The 24,004-nt window shown below is 54.0% G+C and carries 14 protein-coding genes; 4 read left to right on the top strand and 10 right to left on the bottom strand.

What is annotated here, in order from left to right:
* The first annotated feature begins 597 nt into the window (after window positions 1-597).
* Window positions 598-2,175, top strand: a complete 1,578-nt coding sequence (locus ACFWUL_RS04590) for an IS1182 family transposase (RefSeq protein ID WP_297020808.1) — start codon at window positions 598-600, stop codon at window positions 2,173-2,175.
* Between the two features lie 257 nt (window positions 2,176-2,432).
* On the opposite strand, the gene trmFO is transcribed toward ACFWUL_RS04590, so the two are convergent.
* From trmFO to ACFWUL_RS04560, 6 genes are all read right to left on the bottom strand, one after another.
* Window positions 2,433-3,743 (bottom strand): methylenetetrahydrofolate--tRNA-(uracil(54)-C(5))-methyltransferase (FADH(2)-oxidizing) TrmFO, encoded by a 1,311-nt coding sequence (gene trmFO / locus ACFWUL_RS04585; protein WP_416177937.1) that lies wholly within the window; start codon window positions 3,741-3,743, stop codon window positions 2,433-2,435.
* A gap of 818 nt (window positions 3,744-4,561) precedes the next feature.
* On the bottom strand, window positions 4,562-6,883 hold the full coding sequence (topA, locus tag ACFWUL_RS04580) for a type I DNA topoisomerase (RefSeq protein ID WP_416177936.1): 2,322 nt from the start codon (window positions 6,881-6,883) through the stop codon (window positions 4,562-4,564).
* Between the two features lie 312 nt (window positions 6,884-7,195).
* Complete coding sequence (gene dprA, locus ACFWUL_RS04575; protein ID WP_297021800.1) at window positions 7,196-8,281, bottom strand: DNA-processing protein DprA; 1,086 nt, start codon at window positions 8,279-8,281, stop codon at window positions 7,196-7,198.
* Window positions 8,282-8,283: 2 nt separating this feature from the next.
* On the bottom strand, window positions 8,284-9,798 hold the full coding sequence (locus tag ACFWUL_RS04570) for a YifB family Mg chelatase-like AAA ATPase (RefSeq protein WP_297041888.1): 1,515 nt from the start codon (window positions 9,796-9,798) through the stop codon (window positions 8,284-8,286).
* Between the two features lie 24 nt (window positions 9,799-9,822).
* Window positions 9,823-10,179, bottom strand: coding sequence for a YraN family protein (locus tag ACFWUL_RS04565; protein WP_297021805.1), 357 nt, complete (start codon window positions 10,177-10,179; stop codon window positions 9,823-9,825).
* A gap of 201 nt (window positions 10,180-10,380) precedes the next feature.
* Window positions 10,381-10,869, bottom strand: coding sequence for a ferritin (locus ACFWUL_RS04560; protein WP_416177935.1), 489 nt, complete (start codon window positions 10,867-10,869; stop codon window positions 10,381-10,383).
* Window positions 10,870-11,906: 1,037 nt separating this feature from the next.
* Here ACFWUL_RS04560 and ACFWUL_RS04555 point away from each other — a divergent pair.
* The 3 genes from ACFWUL_RS04555 (at window position 11,907) to ACFWUL_RS04545 (ending at window position 15,251) form a co-directional block, all read left to right on the top strand.
* Window positions 11,907-13,247: an IS110 family transposase gene (locus tag ACFWUL_RS04555; protein ID WP_416177053.1), complete on the top strand. Its 1,341-nt coding sequence runs from the start codon at window positions 11,907-11,909 to the stop codon at window positions 13,245-13,247.
* 235 nt (window positions 13,248-13,482) lie between these two features.
* Complete coding sequence (locus ACFWUL_RS04550) at window positions 13,483-14,655, top strand: tetratricopeptide repeat protein (protein WP_416177934.1); 1,173 nt, start codon at window positions 13,483-13,485, stop codon at window positions 14,653-14,655.
* Window positions 14,656-14,699: 44 nt separating this feature from the next.
* Window positions 14,700-15,251: a tetratricopeptide repeat protein gene (locus ACFWUL_RS04545; RefSeq protein WP_416178114.1), complete on the top strand. Its 552-nt coding sequence runs from the start codon at window positions 14,700-14,702 to the stop codon at window positions 15,249-15,251.
* Between the two features lie 1,273 nt (window positions 15,252-16,524).
* Here the strand turns inward: ACFWUL_RS04545 and ligA are convergent.
* The 4 genes from ligA to eno form a co-directional block, all read right to left on the bottom strand.
* The gene (ligA, locus tag ACFWUL_RS04540; protein ID WP_416177933.1) at window positions 16,525-18,528 is read right to left on the bottom strand and encodes an NAD-dependent DNA ligase LigA; all 2,004 of its coding nucleotides are present in this window, start codon (window positions 18,526-18,528) and stop codon (window positions 16,525-16,527) included.
* 12 nt (window positions 18,529-18,540) lie between these two features.
* Window positions 18,541-20,748: a DNA helicase PcrA gene (gene pcrA / locus ACFWUL_RS04535; protein ID WP_416177932.1), complete on the bottom strand. Its 2,208-nt coding sequence runs from the start codon at window positions 20,746-20,748 to the stop codon at window positions 18,541-18,543.
* Window positions 20,749-21,343: 595 nt separating this feature from the next.
* Window positions 21,344-22,288, bottom strand: coding sequence for a manganese-dependent inorganic pyrophosphatase (locus ACFWUL_RS04530; RefSeq protein ID WP_297020280.1), 945 nt, complete (start codon window positions 22,286-22,288; stop codon window positions 21,344-21,346).
* 396 nt (window positions 22,289-22,684) lie between these two features.
* Window positions 22,685-23,980 (bottom strand): phosphopyruvate hydratase, encoded by a 1,296-nt coding sequence (eno, locus tag ACFWUL_RS04525; protein ID WP_297020282.1) that lies wholly within the window; start codon window positions 23,978-23,980, stop codon window positions 22,685-22,687.
* Window positions 23,981-24,004 lie beyond the last annotated feature (24 nt).

The following is a 24,004-nucleotide window of genomic DNA, read 5'->3' as shown; positions in this document are numbered from 1 at the left end:
TCGCGGCCACCCTTCCACCACTACGTGGTCCCCCTCCCCTCTAAAGAGGCCATTGAAACAGTCAAAAGTGCGGAATAATTATGCCCTACCATACATTTCAGCTTCGCATAAAAGCTGATCAGGTGGCTCCGCCACCCAATGCACACCGACTACGCTGGATGGCGTCTCACTGGATGCTCAGTCGCCTGCGGCTCCTTGCGCTCCAGTTCGCTTGCTCACCCCTTGCCCGCTTCGCGGGACTTCCCACACAGGGAAGCGTGTCACTGGATTCTCAGTCGCCTACGGCTCCCTGCGAATCCAGTTCCCTTGCCACCCCGGAGGGGGAAGCAAGTTTCTTGGCTCCCCCTCCGGGGTGGCAGCGAACACGATTTGAAGGAGCGTAGCGACGCACAAATCGTAGTGACTCGCTTTCCCGTAGGGTGAGCTGTCGCCGCAGGCGACTGAAGGGGTGCATTTCCAAATGCATGTATTTGTATAGTTATACAACTATAAAGGGCTTTTTCAGCGGGGCTGTGAAATAATTGAATTAAAACAGTCGCCAAAAAAGGTGTCTGACTCAAGCGAGCCGGACACCTTTTTCAGTGGTATTATAGTGTTATGATGAAATGCAAAAATACCAGTTATCATTGTACCCCACGGCAGGGCTTTTTGCCACTGTCTATTGCATCTTATCTGCCAATTGATGACCCTGTTTTTGAATTTGACCATTTAATGGAGGCTATAGGATTAAGAAAATATCTTCCGGTACAGTCCCACTGCTCTGCAGGCCGCATCGGATACAATCCGGTCATTTTACTTAAACTCGTGCTTTTCGGATTTATGCTGGGGTATTGTTCTTTACGCAGCCTGGAGAAGGCCTGCCGTACAGATCTGCGATTTATTTACCTCTCAGACGGTCAGGCTCCCAGTTACCGCACTTTTGCAAACTTTATCAACAAAGTTCTAGCCAATTGTATTGAGGACATTTTCAATGCGGTTAATGCAGAAATCTTCAAGGAAGACCACGTCGATCTCAACCATCTTTATATCGATGGCACCAAAATGGAGGCCAACGCCAATAAATACAGCTGGGTGTGGAAAAAAACAACTATAAAATCCCGGTATCACCTGTATGAGAAGATTACGTCACTGCTGAATGAAATTAACTGCGAGCTGGCAACAGAAGGAGCAACAATAGAAACGAGCACCGAATACGTTCCGGATTATCTGGAGGAAAAGCTGGAAGCTCTTGAACGCTTCTGGAATCTGGATGAAAAGGAATTTGTCCATGGTCCGGGACATCGCAAGACTCCACACCAGCGTATGTGTGAAAAGCTAAAGCAATATACGGATAAACTCAGGGAATATGGAGAAAAGATAAGGATCTGCGGCCCTAATCGAAACAGCTACTCGAAAACTGATCCTTCAGCTACATTTATGCGGGTAAAGAAGGATTATGTAGGTAATGACCAGCTTCTTCCTGCATACAACGTGCAGTTTGGCATCGCCGACGAATATATTGCCGTTTTGGATGTCAGCCAGTGCCGGTCAGATATGGACTGCTTCATTCCCCTGATAGAAAAGTTCCATAAGACCTATCATTTTTATCCGAAATACCCGGTAGCAGATGCGGGATATGGCTCATTTAACAACTATATCTACTGCGAACAGCATGGCATGAAAAAATTCATGAAATTCCCCATGTTTAAGAAACAGACAAGCGATGCCAAGTACAGGGATAACCCATTCCGGGCGGAGAATTTTACAATTGATGCCAACGGAATCATGCGCTGCCCCTTCGGCAGGGCATTCAGGCTCCAATACAGAAAGTCGATTCCAGGTAACCACTACGGGCGCCAGGAAGAGATTTACCAGTGTGAAGACTGTAGCGGATGCCCCTATGCCGAGAAATGTAAAAGGACACCAAGAAACCGGACAGTTCAGATTAATCAGGAACTGACTTCCATGCATAAAGAAGTCATCGCCAACCTGGAAAGTATTCAGGGAGCCCTGCTCAGAATGAACCGTTCCATCCAGTCGGAAGGTACTTTTGGAATCATAAAAAACGACCACGGATACAAGAGAATCGTCAGAAGAGGTACGAATCCTGTAAAAGTAGAGATTTACCTCATGGCGATAGGCCAAAATCTGAATAAACATTACCATAAACGCATGAGAATGCGAAGAGCAGCATAAAATAAAATAATTGGGATGACTGGGGAAAGGGGGAAGTATACTCAATTTCAGCAAAATAAATGGATATTTAACTGGAATACAAAAAAGGAGGCTGTGAATAAAAATGATTTCTCATTTTTTCACAGCCCCGGGTGCTTTTGCGGCGAAGCCGCTGAACCTCTCAATTCTCTTCACTCAATTCTCAATTCTTCTTGAAATGCCCCCGCCCAACCACAAAAAAGCGCCGTGAATGAGCCATCCCATTCACAGCGTTTCTTTTATCTCTTATGTTCTTCAATGAAACCATCCAGTGCCTGCAGCGCCCGTTCCGAGAGCTTCAGGTTCTTCTCCTTTTTGGGCACCCTCTTTTCCAGGGGCGGTACCAGGCCGAAGTTCACGTTCATGGGCTGGAAGTTCTTTCCCTGGAAATGGGAAATATAGTGGCACAGGGACCCGATGGCACTCTCCCGGGGGAACTCTTCCGGTTCCCGGCCCAGGAAACGGGCGGCGGCGCTCCAGGCTGCCACGATGCCGGAAGCGGCGGATTCCACGTATCCCTCCACCCCCGTCATCTGGCCGGCGAAGAAGAGGCCCGGACGCTTCCTCGTTTCCATGGTGCCATTCAGGATGTCCGGCGAATCCATGTACGTATTCCGGTGCATCACGCCGTACCGGATGAATTCCGCATGGGACAGCCCCGGGATCATGCCGAAGACCCGTTTCTGTTCCCCCCACTTCAGGTGAGTCTGGAATCCCACGATGTTGTACATGGTATCGTCCTCATTGTCCTGCCGAAGCTGCACCACGGCATAGGGATCCTTTCCGGTCCTCGGGTCCGGCAGTCCTACGGGCTTCATGGGGCCGAACCGCATGGTATCTTCTCCCCGGGCCGCCATGACCTCGATGGGCATGCACCCTTCGAAGACCTTCTTGTTTTCGAAACCGTGGACCGGCGCCATCTCCGCCTGGCACAGGGCCTCCCGGAAAGCCCTGTACTCCTCTTCGTTCATGGGGCAGTTCAGGTACGCCGCTTCCCCCTTGTTATACCGGGACATGCGGTACACCACCGACAGGTCCAGTGACTCCTTCGTCACGATAGGCGCCGCGGCATCGAAGAAATGAAATCCTTCGCCGCCGCAGAATTTCTCGATATCCTCCGCCAGGGCTCCTTCCGTGAGAGGCCCCGTGGCGATGATGACGATGCCGTCCTTCGGGATTTCCGTCACTTCCCGCTCCTCAAAGGTAATGAGGGGATGGTTCTTCACCGCCTCCGTCACCGCTTCGGCGTATCCCATGCGGTCCACCGCCAGGGCACCGCCGGCAGGGACGCTGTGGGTATCGGCACAGTGCATGATGATGGAATGGAGGTGCCGCATTTCCTCCTTCAGGAGCCCCACCGCATTGGTGAGGGCCGCCGCCCGGAGGGAATTGCTGCAGACCAGCTCCCCGAAAAAGGCCGTATGGTGGGCAGGGGTCTGTTTCGCCGGACGCATTTCCACAAGGGTCACCGGGATCCCCATCTCCCCCAGCTGGTACGCCGCCTCGCTCCCCGCAAGGCCCGCACCGATGACAGTTACATGATCGTTCAATGAAATATCTCCTTGGATAAAATATAGAGTTGAGATTTGAGAGTTGAGAGCCCCGGTCCAGCGGCTTCGCCGCAGATTTCGATGCTTACGGTTGGAGTCATCAGCACGGGGCTTCCAGCTGCTGGCTTTCGATCTGTTAGCGCGACGGAGGCCGGTCTTTACCTCCCCCATCTATGGGGGAGGTGCCGTAGGCGGAGGGGGCTCTCGCTAAAGTCGCTCCCACCGTATGAATCGAAATCCCCGGTCTCTCTCGCGCCATACCATCAGGCACCGCAGGTGAGTCTCTACCTCCCCCATCTATGGGGGAGGTGCCGCAGGCGGAGGGGGGCTCCCACTGAAGTCGCTCCCACCGTATGAATCGAAATCCCCGGCCCCTCTCGCGCCATACCATCAGGCACCGCAGGTGAGTCTCTACCTCCCCCATCTATGGGGGAGGTGCCGCAGGCGGAGGGGGCTCTCGCTGAAGTCGCTCCCACCGTATGAACCGAAATCCCCGGTCCCTCTCGCGCCATACCATCAGGCACCGCAGGTGAGTCTCTACCTCCCCCATCTATGGGGGAGGTGCCGTAGGCGGAGGGGGGCTCCCACTGAAGTCGCTCCCACCGTATGAATCGAAATCCCCGGCCCCTCTCGCGCCATACCATCAGGCACCCCTCCACCGCTGACGCGGTCCCCCTCCCCTCTAAAGAGGGGAGGCTGGGTGCTTTTGCGGCGAAGCCGCTGACCGCCCAGCCACCAGCCACTAGACACCAGCCACCTGATTCACTAACGCACCAACCCACTAACCCACTAACCCACTAACCCACTATCTCACTATCTCACTCACTCTTCTTACTTTTCTTACTCTTCGCCCTCGTAGGACATTCGGGATTCGAGCAGAAGACCAGCTCCTTCCCGTTTTTATAGGTTTTCTTCACCATAATGGATCCGCATTCCGGACAGAACTTATCCACCGGTTCGTTCCACAGGGCAAAGTCGCAGTTCGGATACCGGTTGCAGCCGTAGAAGATCCGTCCCCGGTGGCTCCGTTTCTGCACGATGTGCCCTTCATGGCACTTGGGGCAGGTAATGCCCGTATCGATGACGATGGCCTTATTGGCGCCGCAGTTGGGGCACTTCAGGTACCGGCCGTAAGGGCCGTCCCTATACACCATGAGGGTGCCGCACTTGTCGCACTTCACGTCCGACGTTTCCTCAGGACCATTGAGAAGGCTGTAGGGCTTGATATTGTGGCATTCCGGATAGTTCGGGCAGGCGAGGTACTTTCCGTAGCGCCCCATCTTCACGATCATGTTGGCGCCGCACTTCTCGCACTTGATGTCCGTGACCTCCTGGTTTTCCTTCTTCTCCTTATCCGCCGAAAGATTCGCTGCCTCCAGCTCCTTGTCGAAGACCTTGTAGAAATCGGTCATTACCTTCTTATAGGTGGCGTGGCCCTCAGCGATCTTATCGAGCCAGTTTTCCAGGTTCGCCGTGAACCCCACGTTGATGACCTCTTCGAAGTACTTCTTCAGCAGGTCCGTCACCTTGAAGCCCACTTCCGTGGGGACGAACTGCTTTCCTTCCTTCACCACGTACTTTCTCCGCTGGATCGTATCCAGGATAGGAGCGTAGGTGGAAGGGCGGCCGATGCCCTTTTCTTCCAGGGTCTTGATGAGGCTCGCTTCGGTGTACCGGGGCGGCGGCGTGGTGAAATGCTGCTCCCCGTCCACCTTCACGTTCTTCACCATTTCCCCCTTCTTCAGGGGCGGCAGGAAGCCCGAGTCCTCCCCTTCCTTCTTCTTTTCCTTCGTCGGCTGCATGATGGTGAAGCCATCAAAGGTGACATGGCTCCCCACGGCCTTCAGGGTGCACCGGCCGCACTGGAGGGTGGCGGTGGTGCTCTGGGAAATCTGGGGCGCCATCTGGGACGCGATGAACCGCTGCCAGATCATGGTATAGAGCTTCATCTGGTCCCGGGACAGCACGGAAGTCAGCGCTTCCGGAGGAAACTGGAGACTCGTGGGACGGATGGCTTCATGGGCGTCCTGGGCCTTCTTGGACTTCGCAAAAACATTCGGCTTCGGCGGCAGGTACTCTTCCCCGTACACCGTTTCGATGTAAGGCCGCACCTGGGCGATCATTTCATCGGAAATACGGGTGGAGTCCGTACGCATGTACGTAATGAGACCCACATGGCCGTGGCCCGGGATTTCCATGCCTTCATACAGGTTCTGCGCCAGCATCATGGTCTTCTTGGAACCGAAATTCAGCTTGTTCACCGCATCCTGCTGCATGGTGGACGTGGTGTAGGGAGGCTTTGCCTTCCGCTGCTTCCGGGACTTCGTGACGGAGACCACCTCCGCCTCCTTCCCGTCGATATCCGCCAGCACGGCGTCGGTTTCTTCCTTATTGTGGAGGGCTGCATCCTTCCCGTCCACCTGCACCAGCTTCGCCGGGAACTTTTCGGAGTCCTCCTTCTTGTAGAGAGCCTCCACGGTCCAGTATTCCTCCGGCTTGAAGGCTTTGATTTCCTCTTCCCTTTCACAGATGAGGCGGGTCGCCACGGACTGCACCCGGCCTGCAGAAAGGCCCCGGTACACCAGCTTCCACAGCCAGGGGGACAGCTTGTACCCCACCAGCCGGTCCAGCACCCGCCGCGCCTGCTGGGCGTTCACCCGGTTCATGTCGATGGGTCCCGGATGCTTGATGGCCTCCTTAATGGCAGGCGGCGTGATTTCATGGAACGCGATGCGGCAGTTATCCTCGGGATTCACGTCCAGCAGCTTCGACAGGTGCCAGGAAATGGCCTCCCCCTCCCGATCAGGGTCCGTTGCCAGAAGCACAGTCTTCGACCGGTTCGCTTCCTTCTGGAGGCTCTTGATCACGTCTTCCCGTTCGCTGGAGTCCACGTACTCCGGCTGGAAATCGTGGTCGATATCCACACCCAGGGTCCGCTGGGGCAGGTCCCGGAGATGCCCCTTCGACGCCATGACCTTGTAGTCCGGCCCCAGGATCCGCTCGATGGTCTTCGCCTTCGCCGGCGATTCCACCACCACCAGGGTCTTCCCCTTCGGATTCGGCTTCCTCTTGAACACCACTTCCTTCGCCTTCCGGCCCCGCTTCTTCCTCGTCACCGTAATCGTTCTCGTTATAGCCAATGATACCTCCCCGGAGCAAAGCTCCCGAAATCATAGAAATATCCATATCATCACAGCCCCGGATCCCCGGAGCCTGTCCATTGTCTGTATAAGAATACCACATATTCCTACTTATATATACAGGATAGGGAGAAAGAAATCAAGAAATAAAAGAAATCTAAGCATCCCTTGGAAACTTAAAAATGCTAAAAATTCAAGATAACTTACGTTCTTGCAACCCCAAATTTTCCTGCTTCCGTAAAATATGAAAGAGAATTCCGTTTCCGATGGAAACGGAATTTCACCTGTGAGACTCTTTATTTTATGGTTGTTTTAATCAGACATTACCATGTAACGCCCCGCTCCGGTTTCCCGGATATAACCCTTCAGTTGAAGTGAGAGTAGTACCATGGTAAGCCGGGCAACAGAAAATCCGGATTGTTGGAGAATATCTTCAGACGATACCTCTTCCCCAAGGGTGCAGTACTGGTACACCGTCTCTTCCTCCACTGTCATGGGCTGACGGAAAGATGCTTGCTTTTCGCTTTCTTCCGGACACCAGCCATATTCTGAGAGCACATCTTTGAATGAAGTACAGCAGATAGCCCCATTTCGGATTAAAAGGTTCGTTCCTATACAGGAGGGATAATAAATACTGCCAGGCACAGCGAACACATCACGCCCTTCTTCTAACGCAAAGTCAGCAGTAATAAGGGAACCACTCCGTTCCGCCGCTTCCACGACTACCACACCCCGGCTCATGCCGGCAATAATCCGATTCCGAGCTGGAAACTGCCGTCCCAGGGGCGGCGTCCCCGGAGGATACTCTGAGATCAAAGCACCACCATTTTCCACAATCCTGTCAAACAGCTGCCGATTTTCCGGAGGATATACCCGGTCCAGACCGCAAGCCGCTATAACCACAGTGACCCCTTTTCCTGACAGAGCACCGTTATGGGCGGCACTGTCAATACCTCGGGCACCGCCGGAAATAATGACAACTCCCTGCTCCGCCAGTTTCTTCCCAAACCGCTCTGCCGTCTGCAATCCATAAGAAGTACATTTCCTTGACCCCACAATGGCCATCAGCTTTTCATGGTCCGGCAACCGGCCTTTATAGAAAAGAACTGCTGGTGGGTTTGACGTTGTCCTGAGAAGAGGCGGATATTCCTCATCTTCCCAGGTACAGCACCGGATGCCGGCGGTATACAACTTTTCGGCCACTGCAGCAGGATTCGTCTCTCGGCGCCAGGCAAAAAATGCACTTTTCCGTTTTCCTGTGATGAGTCCACTATTACCTATCTCCTCATCCGATGCTTTCCATACATCTTCTGCTGTATGAAAATAGGAAATCAGACTACGCATATGCTTTGCACCAAGTCCGGGACATCCCGGGAGGGATGCGGCGTATATATCCATAGTTACCTCCGGGGAATCATATTCCGATAACTGATAGCCTCTGCCACATGGGAAGAACGAATCTGCTCCTGCCCATCCAAATCTGCAATGGTTCGAGCCACCTTGATAATGCGGTCGTAACTTCGAGCGGATAAATGAAGCTTTTCAAATACTTCCCGAAGCATTTCTGTCCCCTCTTTGTCCAAAGTGCAGGTTTCCTTGAGCTGCCGGTGGCCCATTTGGGCATTGTTCTGCATGTGCCATTTGGAAAGGCGGTGTGCCTGGATTTTTCTGGCTCCATCCACCCGTTGGGCGATGGCCGATGACAGCTCTCCCTGGATAGTAGCCGTCAATTCACTGTATTTGGGACGCTGTACGGAAACATGGAGGTCGATGCGATCCAGCAGGGGACCGGAAATCTTCCGGCCATAACTTCGGATTTCACCGTCCGTACAGGTACAGGGATGGTCCGGATCCCCCAGATAGCCGCAGGGACAGGGGTTCATGGCGGCGATTAATATGAAATCGGCGGGGTAGGTGAAGGAAGCATTGACCCGGGAAATATGAACTTCCCGGTCCTCCAGGGGCTGCCGGAGGACTTCCAGTACGGACCGGGGAAATTCGGGCAGTTCATCCAGAAAGAGCACTCCCCGGTGGGCCAAAGTCACTTCCCCGGGCCGAGGAATGGTGCCACCGCCTATGAGGCCGGCCATGGAAATGGTGTGGTGGGGGCTGCGGAATGGCCGTTCCCGGATGATGTCTTCAGCTTTGAACAGGCCGGCTACGCTGTAGATCTTCGTCACTTCCAGGGCTTCTTCCCTGGTCATGGGAGGCAGTATGGTGGTGATTCGGCGGGCCAGCATGGTTTTCCCGGACCCCGGAGGACCGGTCATGAGCACATTATGGGCACCGGCAGCTGCAATTTCCATAGCTCTTTTCGCCATGACCTGTCCCTGGACTTCTGCAAAGTCCACGTCACTCATGATATGGGACCTCGATTCTCGCCGCACGGCAGGGGCCATGGATTCCCGGCCAAGCAGGAATTCCACGAGTTCCCTCAGGGTCCTCGGACCATAAACTTCGATATTTTCGCAGAGCAGGGCCTCATTGGTTACTTCAGGGGCCATGAAGAAACGGGAAATTCCCTTTTCCTTTCCTGCCAGCACCATGGACAGGATGCCGGGAACCGCACGGATTTCTCCCTTCAAAGACAGTTCTCCGATGAAAATGGTATCTTTCAGACATTCCTGGGGGATTTCCCCGCTGGCCGTCAGGAGGCCGATGGCGATGGGAAGATCCAGGCCGGAACCGTCTTTCTTCAGGTCCGCCGGCGCCAGGTTTACCGTTACTTTGTCCACCGGGAAGTGGTAGCCGGAATTGCGGATGGACGAATGCACCCGTTCTTTGGACTCTTTGATGGAAGCGGCCGGCAGGCCGACGATATCAAAAGCGGGAAATGCCTTGTTAATATCCACTTCTACACCGATAACATGGCCGTTCAGACCAAAGGTGGTGGTACCGAATACTTTTGCGTACATAGAGAGCTCCTTTCTTACTGGAAATCAATAAAATGCGTTTCTCGTATGCCGGTACTTTACTTCCCCGGAAGGAAGAAACAGGATTTCCACCACGTCGAACCGGATGGGAGTGTCCGTAATGCGATGACTGTTCACGTAGACCCGGGCACCGTATTTTATATGTCTCTGCTTCGTGAAGCCCACGGATTCCACGGGCTCCCCGTACCTTCTGTTCCGGCGGGTCTTCACTTCGATAAAAACCAGGGTATCTCTATCTTTCATGATCAGGTCAATTTCTCCGTGGGCTCTTTTAAAATTTCCTGTCAAATAAGAATACCCTTTACGTTCTAAATATCTACGGGCAAGAATTTCCCCTTCCCTGCCAAGTGTCGATGGTTCCATGAGTCACCTCGCAATTATCCACTGGTATCAAAATCAATATCCGCACATTTATTCTTTCTCTATTTTATTGGGGAATTAATAGAGCCGTCAATAAAGGAAATCATGGATTTATAATCGATATAGATGACCTCAGGTTCTATTCTTTTCAGGCATAATAAAAGCCCCCGTCCCTTTTGGGGACAGGAGCTTTTGTAGTTTTTCTTACCGGCCGCCGAGGTGGGCGTCGAACATGTAGAGGAGGCCTTCGCAGTCCTTTGCCTTTTCGAAGCCTGCCACGTTGTCCCGGGCATTCACTTCTTCTTCCACCTGTTCTGTAATGAACCACTGGAGGAAGAGCTCCGTCTCAATGTCCCCTTCTTCCCGGGCGAGGCGGAAGAGGTCACGGATGGCGGCGGACACCTTTTCTTCATGGGCAAGGGAGTCCTTCGCTGCGTCCAGGGGGGAGCCGTAGTGCTTGCCTACGCCGGCGATGTCATCGAAGTCCACTACCCCATCCCTGTCTTCCACGTAGGAAATGATCTTAAAGGCATGTTCCCTTTCTTCTTCATACTGCTTGTCCAGCCATTTCGCATAGCCATGGAGGGCGAGGTTCTTCATGTCGTGGGACATGGCGCGGTAGAGGTAGGCAGAAGCCAGTTCCATATTGATCTGTCCGTTCAGTGCTTTCAAGAGTTTCTTGGATAATTTCATGATAGGTCTCCTTTGCTTTAAACTTATATAATAAATTGTTTTTACTTGTCTAAACTGTATCGATATCTCTCGACAACCATATTATATCATGGATAGTTTTCGATGTAAAGGGGTTGGGGGATCAGCGGCTGCGCCGCTAAGAGTTGAGAGTTGAGAGTTGAGAGTTGAGGTCCCGCCGCCCCGCGGCAGATGTATGGCTGGGGATTGCATGTAAACGGGCGGATAAGATCGAGACCGAGGTCGAGATCGAGAGGATAGGGCCCTGCGGGCCCGGTACCATCAATTCCCATCCCCATCTCTCAGCCCCGTGGGCAGCTCTCTTCTGGGAAGAGAGCCTCCTGCAGAGTCAATGGCACGTTTTTGGGGATAGAGTCATCAGGGACCCATCTGCGGCTTCGCCGCTGTGGGCAATACAAAAGGCGGCGCACCACAATGGGTACGCCGCCACATTTACCAGCAAAGTCGCTGGTAGAATCTGATGGCATCCGGCCCGCAGGGCCCTATTTCCTCGATCTCGACCGCGGCCTCGATCTCATTTGCCCACAGGGCCTGGCCAGCTTTCCTGAAAGCCAGCAGCCAGCAGCTAACAGCTAAAAGCCCCCATACGGCCACCCACCGCTAAAGCGGTCCCCCCTCCCTCTAAAGAGGGAGGGCAGGGTGTTTTTGCGGCGAAGCCGCGGGACCTCAATTCTCAAAACTCAATTCTCAATTCTGCCTTTATCGGCGAAGCCGCGGGACCTCAATTAGAGATTGGGCGCGGTGCGCCACTGAATATCAAAGAAACGGGAGTTGTCTAACATCACTTTCTATTGGTTTTATCCCCTATTTGGGTACATACTTATGGTGGATGGGCGGATATACTACATAAACCCGTGGAGCTGAGTGGTGGAGCTGTGGCAGCGACTACCCCGTTCAATTAAATATGGAGATCATTCTTTGGAATTGAAAATTGGTGCCGCCGGGTTTTGGCCCGGCAATAGAGCCCGTAAGCTTATATCTTTGTACAATCGTCTCGATTGATTCAGAATGATCAGTCAATGTCCGCTACATTCACCTTTACTTCTTTATTTATCCTTATTGTAGAAAGGAGGAAAGATGCAATGCATGAACGCATGGAAATTGGTGACAGAAATGAATATATTCATCCCATATGCTGTGGGCTCGATGTCCATAAGAAATCAGTATTTGCAGCCGTCTTTATCTATGACAATAGTGACAGTCCGGTTAAATATTATACCGCCCAGTTTACTACGTATCCCAAAGACCTGAAGAAAATGACTGATTGGATCATTTCCAAAAACTGTCATGATGTATGTATGGAGTCTACCGGACAATACTGGCATCCAATATATGATGCAGCGGAAGAAGCCGGATTACATCCCCTTGTGTCTCATCCCAAGTACACCAAACCATTAAAAGGTAAAAAGAGTGATCCCGCTGATGCAAAATGGATTGCAAAATCCTATGCCAGTGGACGTGTGGTTGCAAGTTTTATTCCATCAAAAGAATTCAGAATCATGAGGTCAACAATCCGGTACTGCCAGAAAATTCATAATGCAATGACTGGAGAGAAAAACCGCATACTGAATTGCTTAACCGGGGAAGGCATCAAACTTGATGTTGTTTTTTCAGATGTATTTGGGAAGACATCAAGATCAATCATTGACTATATGCTTAATCATCCTGGTGAGAAATTTAATGTGGCCCCATTCATTGGAAAACGATGCAAGACGCCAATCCCTGTTATCCAAGAGGCAGTAGCAAAGGCATCATCTGTAGATATATCTTCTTTGTCCAAACTCAAAGTGGCCTTCAGCAGGTTAGACAGAACTGTGAAAGATGAAGCAGTGCTCAAGCAGGACGTTGCAGAGAGAATGAAACCCTATGCTCATCAGCTGGAGCTGATCAGGACGGTCCCAGGATTTGACAGGGACCCATTTACCGCTATGCGGGTGCTGGCAGAAATTGGTCCGGACATGAGTGTATTTCCTTCGGCCAGACATCTTTGTTCATGGGCAGGTGTATGTCCGAGCCACGATTCAAGTGCCCACAAGGTAAAAGGCAGAAAAATATCCCGGGCAGGGAAATATTTGAAACCGCTGCTGGTTAATATTGCCAGATCAGTTGTACGTTCAAAAGACCACCCGGAAATTACAAGTCGCTTTAACCGTATAAAAAGCAGACGTGGTTACATGAAAGCCATCATCGCAATCTGTAAGATGTTCCTGACTGCCATCTGGCACATCTTAAGTAAGGACGAGCCTTACAAAACTGACGGCTACATGACTGCGAAGAAGCCTAAAAAGGCTAAAAGGGTAATGACGAGGACTCAACTCGCTGAATACCTTGCTTCGCAGGGGATAACTGTTGTTGATTGACAGCAGCAATCCGTTAACCACGTCCGGTTCATAAAGAACCTAAAGTTATTATACAACAGCTTTAGGAGGGAATAACCCCGAAAAAAATTAGATTTTCCAGGGGCTTTATAAAGTTACCCCAAAAGTAAGCTTGTTGTCGGGAGCTTATGTTTCAAGCTTCTCCATTCTCAAATCTCAATTCTTTTTATATAATGTAGTCAGCATATCTACCGGCTTTTTGTGAGGGAGTGGTTCTATGAAAAGAAAAGGTTTCGCCGTTCTTATGGCTCTGGCTCTGTCCCTGTCTGTGCCCCTTGTATCGGTGGCAGCAGAGGGCGGTGGGGACAGTTCTTCAATTTCCCGGTTTGCTTCGGCCCTGGGGACCCGGCTCACCCAGGAAGCGGGAATAGCAGAAGCGTCAGGCATCAGTGCCTCGAGCAGCATGGCCACCAGGGATGTAAAGGAACTGAAGAGGGGCATTTCTCTCCTGCAACAGGGGAACTTTGGAGAGGCGGAGGCTGCCTTCCTTTCCGCCCGGGAAGCGGCGCGGTCCGATAAGAGGGGCACCATTGATGCGGTGGTGGGCCATTTCTATATGCTGGCCAACCGCATTGATGATGCCTGCCGGTGGACGGAAAAAGCCATCGCCGACGGACCGGATGAATGGATGCTCCATACCATGCTGGGCATTCTTTACAGCAGGAATGATCACCAGGACCTGCCGAAGGCTATAGGTTATCTGCAAGAGGCCATCCGTCTCTCTCCCCGGATCGACATCAACTATCGCATACTGGGAACCCTGCAGTTTATGAACGGGGATCCCACAGGCGCAGTCGATACTTTTACAAAAGCCATCGCAGTCAATCGGTCCGATGCCTTTTCCTATATGGCCCGGGGCTCCATCTATAAGGACCTGAAGGACTATGAAAAGGCACTGGCAGACTTCCGCCGTGCCCTGTCCGTGAACCTGCCGGGCACATTTCATGAAGCCACCCAACTGGAAGAAGCGGAGACTCTTTTCCACCTTTCCCGGTACGATGAAAGCCTGGCAAGCTATGGAAAGGTGCTGGAGAAAGACCCCGGAAATTTCAGGGCTGTCTATATGACCGGCCTTATTTACAGGGCTGAAAGGAAGGACGATACCGCCCTGACCTGGATGGAAAAGGCGTCCGGGCTGAAGCCGGAGGCATCCAAGCCCTATGATATGATGGGCTTTATTTACACGCAGCAGAAAAAGGATGACCTTGCCCGGGAGAACCTGCAGAAGGCGGTGGACCGGAAAAGCAAACTCATGAGAACCTACCGGCTGCTGGCCCAGCTCTACCAGGGAGACGGAAAGGACGATGAAGCACTGAAGATCCTGGATCTCGCCGTCACCCGTCTCCCCACAATCCGGCTGCCTGGTCCGAACGGGGCTGGTTCTTCCTAAGCAGGAAAGACTACGCCCGGGGAGCCGCTGATTACACGGAAGCCATAAACCTGGGCGGAAAACAGAAAGCCTTTAACCTGACACAGCGGGGATTATGTTACAGGGAACTGAATGAAAACAAAAAAGCGGAAGCCGATTACCAGGAAGCCCTCCGCCTGCAGCCCGATGAGACCCTTGCCTATATAGGCCTTGGAAATATATACAATGAAGCCGGAGATTACGACCGGGCCATCGGAATCTATGAAAAGGGACTCGCCGCTGCCAAAGAAGAGGACAAAGGCATGATTCTGAATAACCTGGGCTTTACCTATAAAGAAAAAGGAGACTACACAAAAGCGCTGGAAATCCTCACTGAGGGAATCCAAAAGTACCCCAATCATGCGGAGACCTGGCGCAGCCGTGCCCAGACCTTCGACGCCATGGGACAGCCGGAAAAGGGGATCCCCGATATGGATGAATTCCTGAAGAGGAAACCGGGCGATGCCCGTAGCTACCGTTTCCGGGCTACTCTCTACGAAAAGACCGGAAAAAAGGACCTGGCGGAAAAGGACCGGGAAAAGGCGGAAGCCCTGGAGAAAGGTAGGAAGCAGCCGTAAAGCTTGCGTGCGAGCGGACGAGGGCATTGAGCCTTCAGCCTTGAGCCTTGAGCTGGCCAGGCCCTCCGGGCCGGGTGTCGGGTGGCCAGCCACCGTGCGAACAATTGGGGGCTTCCAGCTGCCAGCGGCTAGCTATTAGGAAAGCTGGTCAGCCGATAGCGGTCAGGCGTATGGCTGGCGGTGTAGCTGATAGACGGCAGACAGTCAGACTGCAGACGGTCAGACTGGGTCAGCCGCTTCGCGGCGGATACGCTCTTCCCTCTTCCCTCTTCTCTCTTCTCTCTTCCCTGTATCCTCCAATACAAAAAGCAGTGCCCCCTGATGGGACACTGCCTTTTTAGTGTGCCAGCTGCGATGCCCTGAAACTGCCCCTGCCTCACCTATCTTTTGGGGAGACAGCGCCGCAGGCTGATATCCTGCGGCAACAGCCGCCGATGGATAGTCTCCCTTTTTTAAAGGGAGATGTCTGCGCCAGCAGACAGAGGTATTCTGATGGATCCTGCGGGCCATTCCCATCCCCATCTCTCAGCCCCGTGGGCAGCTCTCTTCTGGGAAGAGAGCCTCCTGCAGAGTCAATGGCACGTTTTTGGGGATAGAGTCATCAGGGACCCATCTGCGGCTTCGCCGCTGTGGGCAATACAAAAGGCGGCGCACCACAATGGGTACGCCGCCACATTTACCAGCAAAGTCGCTGGTAGAATCTGATGGCATCCGGCCCGCAGGGCCCTATTTCCTCGATCTCGACCGCGGCCTCAATCTCATTTGCCCGCAGGGCCTGGCCAGTTTTCCTGAAAGCCAGCAGCTAACAGCTGGAAGCCCCCATACGTTCACACACGCGGCCAGCCACAAAAACTCCTCAGATCCCGCCTCTTCGAGGCGGATCCATCCCCCGGCCTTTGGCCGTCCCCCTTCTCCAAGGGGGAACGCTTTTTACTGATAGTGTCACTTGCAGGAGGTTGAGGTTTGCTGAAGCGCCGCAGGTGGACCAGCTTTCCCAGTTGCTAACAGCTAGCAGCTGGAAGCTAGAAGCTAGAAGCCCCCATACGTTCGCACGCCGCCCAGCCACATGGCACTTCGCAGGGTCAGCCGCTTCGCGGCCACCCCTCCACCGCAAGCGGTCCCCCTCCCCTCTAAAGAGGGGAGGCTGGGGCTCTTTTGCGGCGAAGCCGCGGGACCTCAATTCTCAAAACTCAATTCTCAATTCTATCTTTTCCGCCGGAGGCGGTCCCCCTCGATCTCGGCCTCGGTCTCCATCGCAATAGCAGCTCCGCTGCTATTGCCTCACTCCTGCCCTGGCGAGGAATGTGGCTTCGTCGATGACCGGGATTCCTTTGGCCCTGGCTTTTTCCAGTTTGCTGCCCGCATCTTCTCCGGCTACGACGAGGGTGGTTTTATTGGTTACCGAGGACTGGGTGTCGCCGCCCTGGCGTTTGATGATGTCTCCCGCTTCTCTCCGTCCCATGGAGGTGAGTTTGCCGGTGAGCACCACCATTTCTCCTTCGAAGGCCCGGCCTTCGGTTTCTTCTTTCACGTCTTCCATGAGGACTCCGGCGTCTTTCAGTTTATTGATGACGGAAAGGTTCTTCACGTCGTGGAGGTAGTCGTAGAGGCTCTTTGCGATGACTTTCCCGATGCCTTCGGTTTCCTGGATGTCCTCTGCACTGGCACCGATAATGGCGTCCATGGTGCCGAAGCGGCGGGAAATGAGTTCTGCCCCCTTGGCGCCCAGGAAGCGGATGCCCAGGCCGAAGAGGAGTTTGGCCAGGCCCCGGCCTTTGCTGTCGGCAATGGCAGCGATGAGGTTGGCTGCGCTCTTTTCGCCCATCCGTTCAATCTGTTCGATGTCTTCCTGTTTCAGGCGGTAGAAGTCTCCCGGGTCTTCTACCAGGTGGTAGGCCAGAAGGCTGTCCACCACGGAAGGGCCCATGCCTTCAATGTCCATGGCGTCCCGTGAGGAGAAGTGGATCAGTTTTTCCCGGACCACGCCGCCGCAGTTGGGGTTCGTGCAGCGGTAGGCCGCTTCCCCTTCGATGCGGTGTACCGGCTCCCCGCAGATGGGGCAGGTATCGGGCATTTCAAAGACCTGTTCCGTGCCGTTTCTCTTGTCCTTCAGAACCGTGGAGATTTCCGGGATAATTTCGCCGGCCTTGTAGATCATCACGTGGTCTCCTACGCGGATGTCCTTTTCGTGGATGAAGTCCATGTTGTGGAGGGTGGCCCGTTTCACGGTGGTGCCTGCCAGGTGCACCGGCGTCAGGTCCGCCGATGGCGTGAGGACGCCGGTGCGACCCATGGTGACGATGATGCGCTCCACCTTCGTCTCCACTTCTTCCGGTGGATATTTGTAGGCCATGGCCCACTTCGGGTCCTTCACCGTGGCGCCCAGGATGTTCTGCTGGGCGAAGTCGTTGACCTTGATCACCATGCCGTCGGTGTCGTAGCCCAGGTCATGGCGCTTCTGTTCCCATTCGTTGACTCCTTTGATAACCCCTTCGATGGAGTCCCATTTCCGGTAGTTCGGGTTCACTTGGAAATGGAAGGCCTCCAGCTGCTTCAGCAGCTCTTCCTGGGACCTGATTTCCAGTCCCTGGATGTCCCCTAAAGCATAGGCGAAGAAGGCCAGGTTCCGGGCAGCGGTGACGTGGGGATCCAGCTGCCGGAGGGAACCGGCAGCGGCGTTCCGGCAGTTGGCGAAGGGCATGAGTCCCGCTTCATCCCGTTCTTCATTCAGGGCGATGAAGCTCTTTCTCGGCATGTACACTTCCCCCCGGACTTCCATGTAGGCCGGTGCGTTTTCGATGTAGAGAGGAATGGTGTGGATGGTCTTCACGTTGGCCGTCACATCTTCCCCTACCCTGCCGTCGCCCCGGGTAAGGCCCTGGACGAGGCTGCCGTTTTCATAGATCAGGTTCATGGAAAGGCCGTCGATTTTAAGTTCCGTAATATACTCCACGTGGTCTGTGTGAAGTCCTTCCTTCACCCGGCGGTCGAAGTCCCGGAGCTCGTCGGCGCTGAATGCGTTGGCAAGGCTCAGCATGGGCTTACGGAAACGGACCTTCTGGAAATCGTCGGAGGCCTTGCCTCCTACCCGCTGGGTCGGAGAGTCGGGGGTCACCAGCTCGGGGTATTCCTTCTCCAGGTCCACCAGCTGCCGGTAGAGATGGTCGAATTCATAGTCCGTGATTTCCGGTGCATCTTTCACATAGTACAGATAGCTGTGATGGCGGATCTCTTTCCGCAGTGCTTCTACCTTTTTCCTGATTTCTTCCGATGCCATAGTATCCCTTCTTTATTCCTCTTTTGTAATGGGCGCAAAGGCCACCATAAGCTGACGGATTTTTCCTGAGAAATCCACTTTTATCATCATATTCCGGTCTCCTCCGGTGACTGCCACCACTTTCCCCCTTCCCCAGAGGTTATGGATGGCGGTGTCTCCCACTTTCCAGTCATACCGTGCTTTGACGCTGTTCTTTTTGGGTTTGTTCACCACCGCCGCGTCGGAGAGGGCATAGCGGCTTCTGGTCTCATTCTGCCAGCGCCTTGCGGTGTGGACTCTTTCCTGTTTCTCATCGTCGTTCACGTGGTCCATGAGATCCGGTGGGATTTCGTCCAGGAAACGGCTGGCGGCGTAGGGCTTAATCTGGCCGTACATGGTGCGCATGTGGGCGTTGCAGAGGTAAAGCTCCTTCTTCGCCCTCGTAATGGCCACGTAGCAGAGGCGCCGTTCTTCTTCCAGCCTCGATTCTTCCATGAGGGACCGGACGCCGGGGAAAATGCCTTCATCCATGCCGGGGAGGAAGACTATAGGGAATTCCAGGCCCTTGGCGCTGTGCATGGTCATGAGGGTCACCTTGTCGTCCGTTTCCTCGTAGCCGTCCACGTCGTTCACGAGAGCCACCTGTTCCAGGAATTCCGCCAGTCCCTCACCGGGATGGTTTGTGGTAAAGTCCTTGGCCACCGAAAGAAGTTCACCCAGGTTTTCCTCCCGGCTCTGGGCCTGGGGATCATTGCTTTCCTGGAGCTGGGCCAGATACTTCGTATCGGTCATGATTTTCTGGAGAAGGTCGAAGATATTCATTTCCGTAGAGGCGTTCAGGAAATCAAAGATCATGGCGCTGAAATTCTGCAGTTTCAGCTGGGCGGCAGGAGCAATGGAGGACCCCTCCACCGCCATGATGCCTTCGAACATGGACATGCCGCCCGCATTGGCGTAGTCGGAAAGTTTCTGCACCGTAGTGGCACCGATGCCCCGCTTCGGCACGTTGATGATCCGGGCAAGGCTGATGTTATCCCGAAAGTTATTGATCACTTTCAGGTAGGCCATGATGTCCCGGATTTCCGCCCGGTCGTAGAACCTTGTGCCCCCCACCATGGTGTAGCCGATGCCCCGTTTCACCAGGGTTTCTTCCAGTACCCGGGACTGGGCGTTCATGCGGTATAGGACCGCCATATTTCCATAGGGCTCGTGGTCTTCATCGTGCTTCTTCTTCATGGTATTCACGATGAATTCCGCCTCGTTGTGTTCGTCCATGGCGGTGTACCACTTCAGGTGGGTCCCTCCTTTTTTCGAGGTCCACAGCTTCTTCGACGGCCGGTCCAGGTTATTTTCGATCACCGCGTTGGCGGCGTCCAGGATGGTCTGGGTGGAGCGGTAGTTCTGCTCCAGCTTGATGATCTTCGCCTTGGGATAGTCGGACTTGAAATCCATGATATTCCGGAGGTCCGCACCCCGCCAGGAATAGATGCTCTGGTCCGCATCGCCTACGGCGCAGATATTCTGGAGGCTGCCAGCAATGTACTTCGCCATGAGGTACTGGGCGTGGTTCGTGTCCTGGTATTCGTCGATGAGGATGTAATGGAACCGGTCCTGCCACCTTCTCCGTATGGTCTCGTTGGCCAAAAGGGCGGTGGTCACGAAGAGAAGGTCGTCGAAGTCCAGGGCGTTATTCTGCTTCATGTGCTTATCGTAGAGGTCGTATACGTCGGCCACCTTCTGGTTGTAGAAGTTTCCCCCCGCCTGCTGGCGGAAGGCCTTCGGCGACAGGAGCTTGTTCTTGGCGGAGGAAATGCTGCCCTGGATGGCGTTTGGCTGGAACTGCTTGTCGTCCAGGTTCAGTTCCTTCAGTACGTTCTTCACGAGCTGTTTGGAATCGTCGGAATCGTAGATGGTGAACTTGTCCGTGTAGGGAGGGTAGTTGTTGATTTCCCTCCGGAGGAATCGGGCGCCGAAGGAATGGAATGTGTACATCCAGATACGGTCCGCCTGGGGACCGACGAGGCTGTGCACCCGGTCTCTCATTTCCTTGGCCGCCTTGTTCGTAAAGGTAATGGCCAGAATCTCTCCCGGACGGATGCCGAGCTCCAGCATGTGGGCAATGCGGCAGGTCAGGGCTTTCGTCTTCCCGGACCCGGCGCCGGCCATGATGAGCACCGGACCTTCTACCTGCTTCACCGCTTCCAGCTGGCGGTCATTTAATGTATCTAAATAGTTGTTCATTCTTACTCCTTATGGGAACAGCCGCTTTGCGGCGAAGATTTGAGATTTGAGATTTGAGAGTTGAGGTCCAGCGGCTTCGCCGCAAATGCCCCTTCCGTCTGCTCCGCAGACAGCTCCCCCGAGGGGGGAGCCAGGTTATTGGCCTGCGACGCTTCCATCAGCTGCCCTTTGCCTGTGTCGCAGAACCCGCCTCTTCGAGGCGGATCCATCCCCCGCCCTTTGGGCTGCCGCCGTTTGGCCTATAAGAAAGGCGCTTTTATGGGCAGGCTAAGCGCCTTTTGTATTCAGGCCAAACTTGGTAGTCCTCTGCAGGACTTCCATCTCCAAGGGGGAGCGCTTTTACAGATAGAGCCACTCATAGGATGTTCGTGATCACTGTACGAAACGCCGCAGGCGAAACAGCTTTCCTGGAAGCTGATAGCTGGCAGCTGGAATCCCTCACAGGTTCAGCTGATTACCCACTCACCTGTCATCGGGCCCGAAGGGCCTGAACGCCCAGCTACCAGCCACCAGCTACAGATTCGCCGAAGGCGAATCTCCCATACTTAAGAAACCCCTAGCGGCTTCGCCGCTAAGGGTTCTTCCAGCTTTCTGCTTATTCTCCGTAAACCTTCAGGAGGAACGGAGCCACCTGTTTCTTACGGGACATCACCTTCGGCAGGTAAATGGCACCATTTTCCGCTTTCTTTCCGAAAGCCTTTTCAGCGGCTGCTTCTGCGCCGTCGGTGAACCAGAGGTAGGTATCTTCTGTGAGGATATTGGTAACCATGAGGTAGGAAGCTTCATAGTTCTTTGCTGCCTTGGTGGCTTCCAGTTCCTTCATGATGTCTGCTTTCTTGGCGTTGATGGGATCCACGTCCATCACGGAAATCTGGCCGCAGCTGAATGTCTTGCCGCCGGCTTCGAATTCCTTCGTGTCGTTGTGGGCCAGTTTTTCAGCGGAGTAGTCGGAAATGTCGGCGCCCGCTTTCAGCATGTCCATGCCGTATTTTTCATAGTCCACGCCGGCGATTTCAGCCAGTTCCTTTACAGCCTGCTTATCTTCTTCGGTACAGGTGGGGGAACGGAAGAGGACAGTATCAGAAATGATGGCAGACAGCATCATGCCAGCCACTTCTTTGGAGGGCTGTACATGGTTCTGTTTGTAGAGGCCCCAGATGACGGTATTTACGCAGCCCACGGGACGGATGAGTATGAAAATGGGGGTGTCCGTCTCAAAGTCCCCGAGCCGGTGATGGTCGATGAGTTCCAGTACGTCAGCGTCTTTGATGCCGTCCACGCACTGCTTGGATTCGTTGTGGTCCACCAGAATCACCTTCGTCTTCTCATCGTCCGGGTTCTTCCGGGCAACGGAGGTGAGGAGTACCGGCGGTTCTACCTTGAAGTAGTCCAGGGCGAACTTCGTTTCCTTGTTCGGTTCCCCTGCCCGGGCTGCCACGGCGTCCATGCCGAGCTGTCTCTTCAGGTAGGAATAGGAAATGGCAGCGGCAATGCTGTCGGTATCCGGGGATTTATGTCCTGTTACGTATACTTTGCTCATAGTTCTCGCTCCTTTAGTGAAACTTTTCTGCGGTCATAATGCTTATACATTATACCATGAAGAGATAGCAGATTTCATCTGTTTTTTAAGGTGGCTGAGCATTGTGCGTACGGGCGGGAGCTGTGTGGCTGAATGTCGTACAAACAGGCGGGGGCTTCTAGCTGTTAGCTGTTAGCATCTAGGAAATCTGGTCCGCCTACGGCGCCAAAATTTGCGTGAACGGCAATCATGCCGTAGGCCGATGAGCTTTCCTGGCAGCTAGAAGCTAATAGCTAGAAGCCCCCGTACGTTCACACGCACTCTCAGCCACCCGTCCGCCGCAGGCTGGCCCCTCGATCTCGACCTCGGCCTCAATCTAAAAAACTCCTGCCCAAAGGCAGGAGTTTTTTTGTGTTATTATTCAAACCGTCTCATCCTGTGTGTCAGGGCAGCGCTGCCGTAGAAGGAGTCGGCGTCCAGGTCTTCTTCAATGCGGAGGAGCTGGTTGTACTTGGCTACCCGTTCTGTACGGCCCGGGGCGCCGGTCTTGATCTGGCCAGCGTTTACTGCCACTGCCACGTCGGCAATGGTGGTGTCTGCGGTTTCACCGGAGCGGTGGGAAATGACGGTGGTGTAGCCGCATCTCTGGGCCATCTGGATGGCTTCCATGGTTTCGGTGAGGGTACCGATCTGGTTCAGTTTGATGAGGATGGAGTTGGCTACGCCCATGTGGATGCCCTTGGACAGGCGCTTTGTGTTGGTGACGAAGAGGTCGTCCCCGATGAGCTGGACTTTCTTGCCCAGTTTTTCGGTGAGTTTCTTCCAGCCATCCCAGTCTTCTTCGCCCAGGCCATCTTCGATGGAGATAATGGGGTACTGGTCGATCAGTTTTTCGTAGAATTCGATCATTTCATCGCTTGTCTTGGCGGTGTGGTCGCCGGCCAGGTGGTAGAGGCCGTCATCCCCCAGAAGTTCGGAAGCTGCTACGTCGGTGGCAAGGACCACATCTTTGCCGGCGGTGTAGCCTGCTTTTTCAATGGCTTCGCAGATGACTTCCATGGCTGCTTCGTTGGACGGAAGGTCCGGTGCGTAGCCCCCTTCATCGCCGACTGCGGTGGAGAGGCCCTGTTTCTTCAGTACGTCCTTCAGGGAATGGTAGATTTCAGCGCACATGCGCAGGCCTTCACGGAAGCTTGGTGCCCCCACCGGCATGATCATGCTTTCCTGGATATCCACGTTGTTGTCTGCATGGGCGCCACCGTTCATGATGTTCATCATGGGCACCGGCAGGTTGTGGGCATTGACGCCGCCCAGGTACTGGTACAGGGGCAGTCCTGCGGATTCAGCTGCTGCATGGGCAGCGGCCAGGGATACGCCGAGGATGGCATTGGCACCGAGGCGGCTCTTGTTTTCCGTGCCGTCCAGGTTGATAAGGATATGGTCCAGGCCCCGCTGGTCGCTGGCATCCCAGCCCAGGACGGCATCCGCAATTTCTCCATTTACATTGTTTACGGCTTTCAGGACTCCCTTGCCGCCGTAACGGCTCTTGTCGCCATCCCGAAGTTCGGTGGCTTCGAACATGCCGGTGGATGCGCCGGAAGGAACGGCGGCCCTTGCAAAGGTGCCGTCTTCCAGTGCCATTTCTACTTCCACCGTCGGATTTCCGCGGGAATCCAGAATTTCTCTTGCATGTAAATCTGTAATTGCTGCCATGCTTTTTCATCCTCCTGTAATAGG

This window comes from Dialister sp., from assembly GCF_047832375.1.
Classification (GTDB): Bacteria; Bacillota; Negativicutes; order Veillonellales; family Dialisteraceae; genus Dialister.
This window is presented reverse-complemented; position numbering and strand designations above follow the sequence as displayed.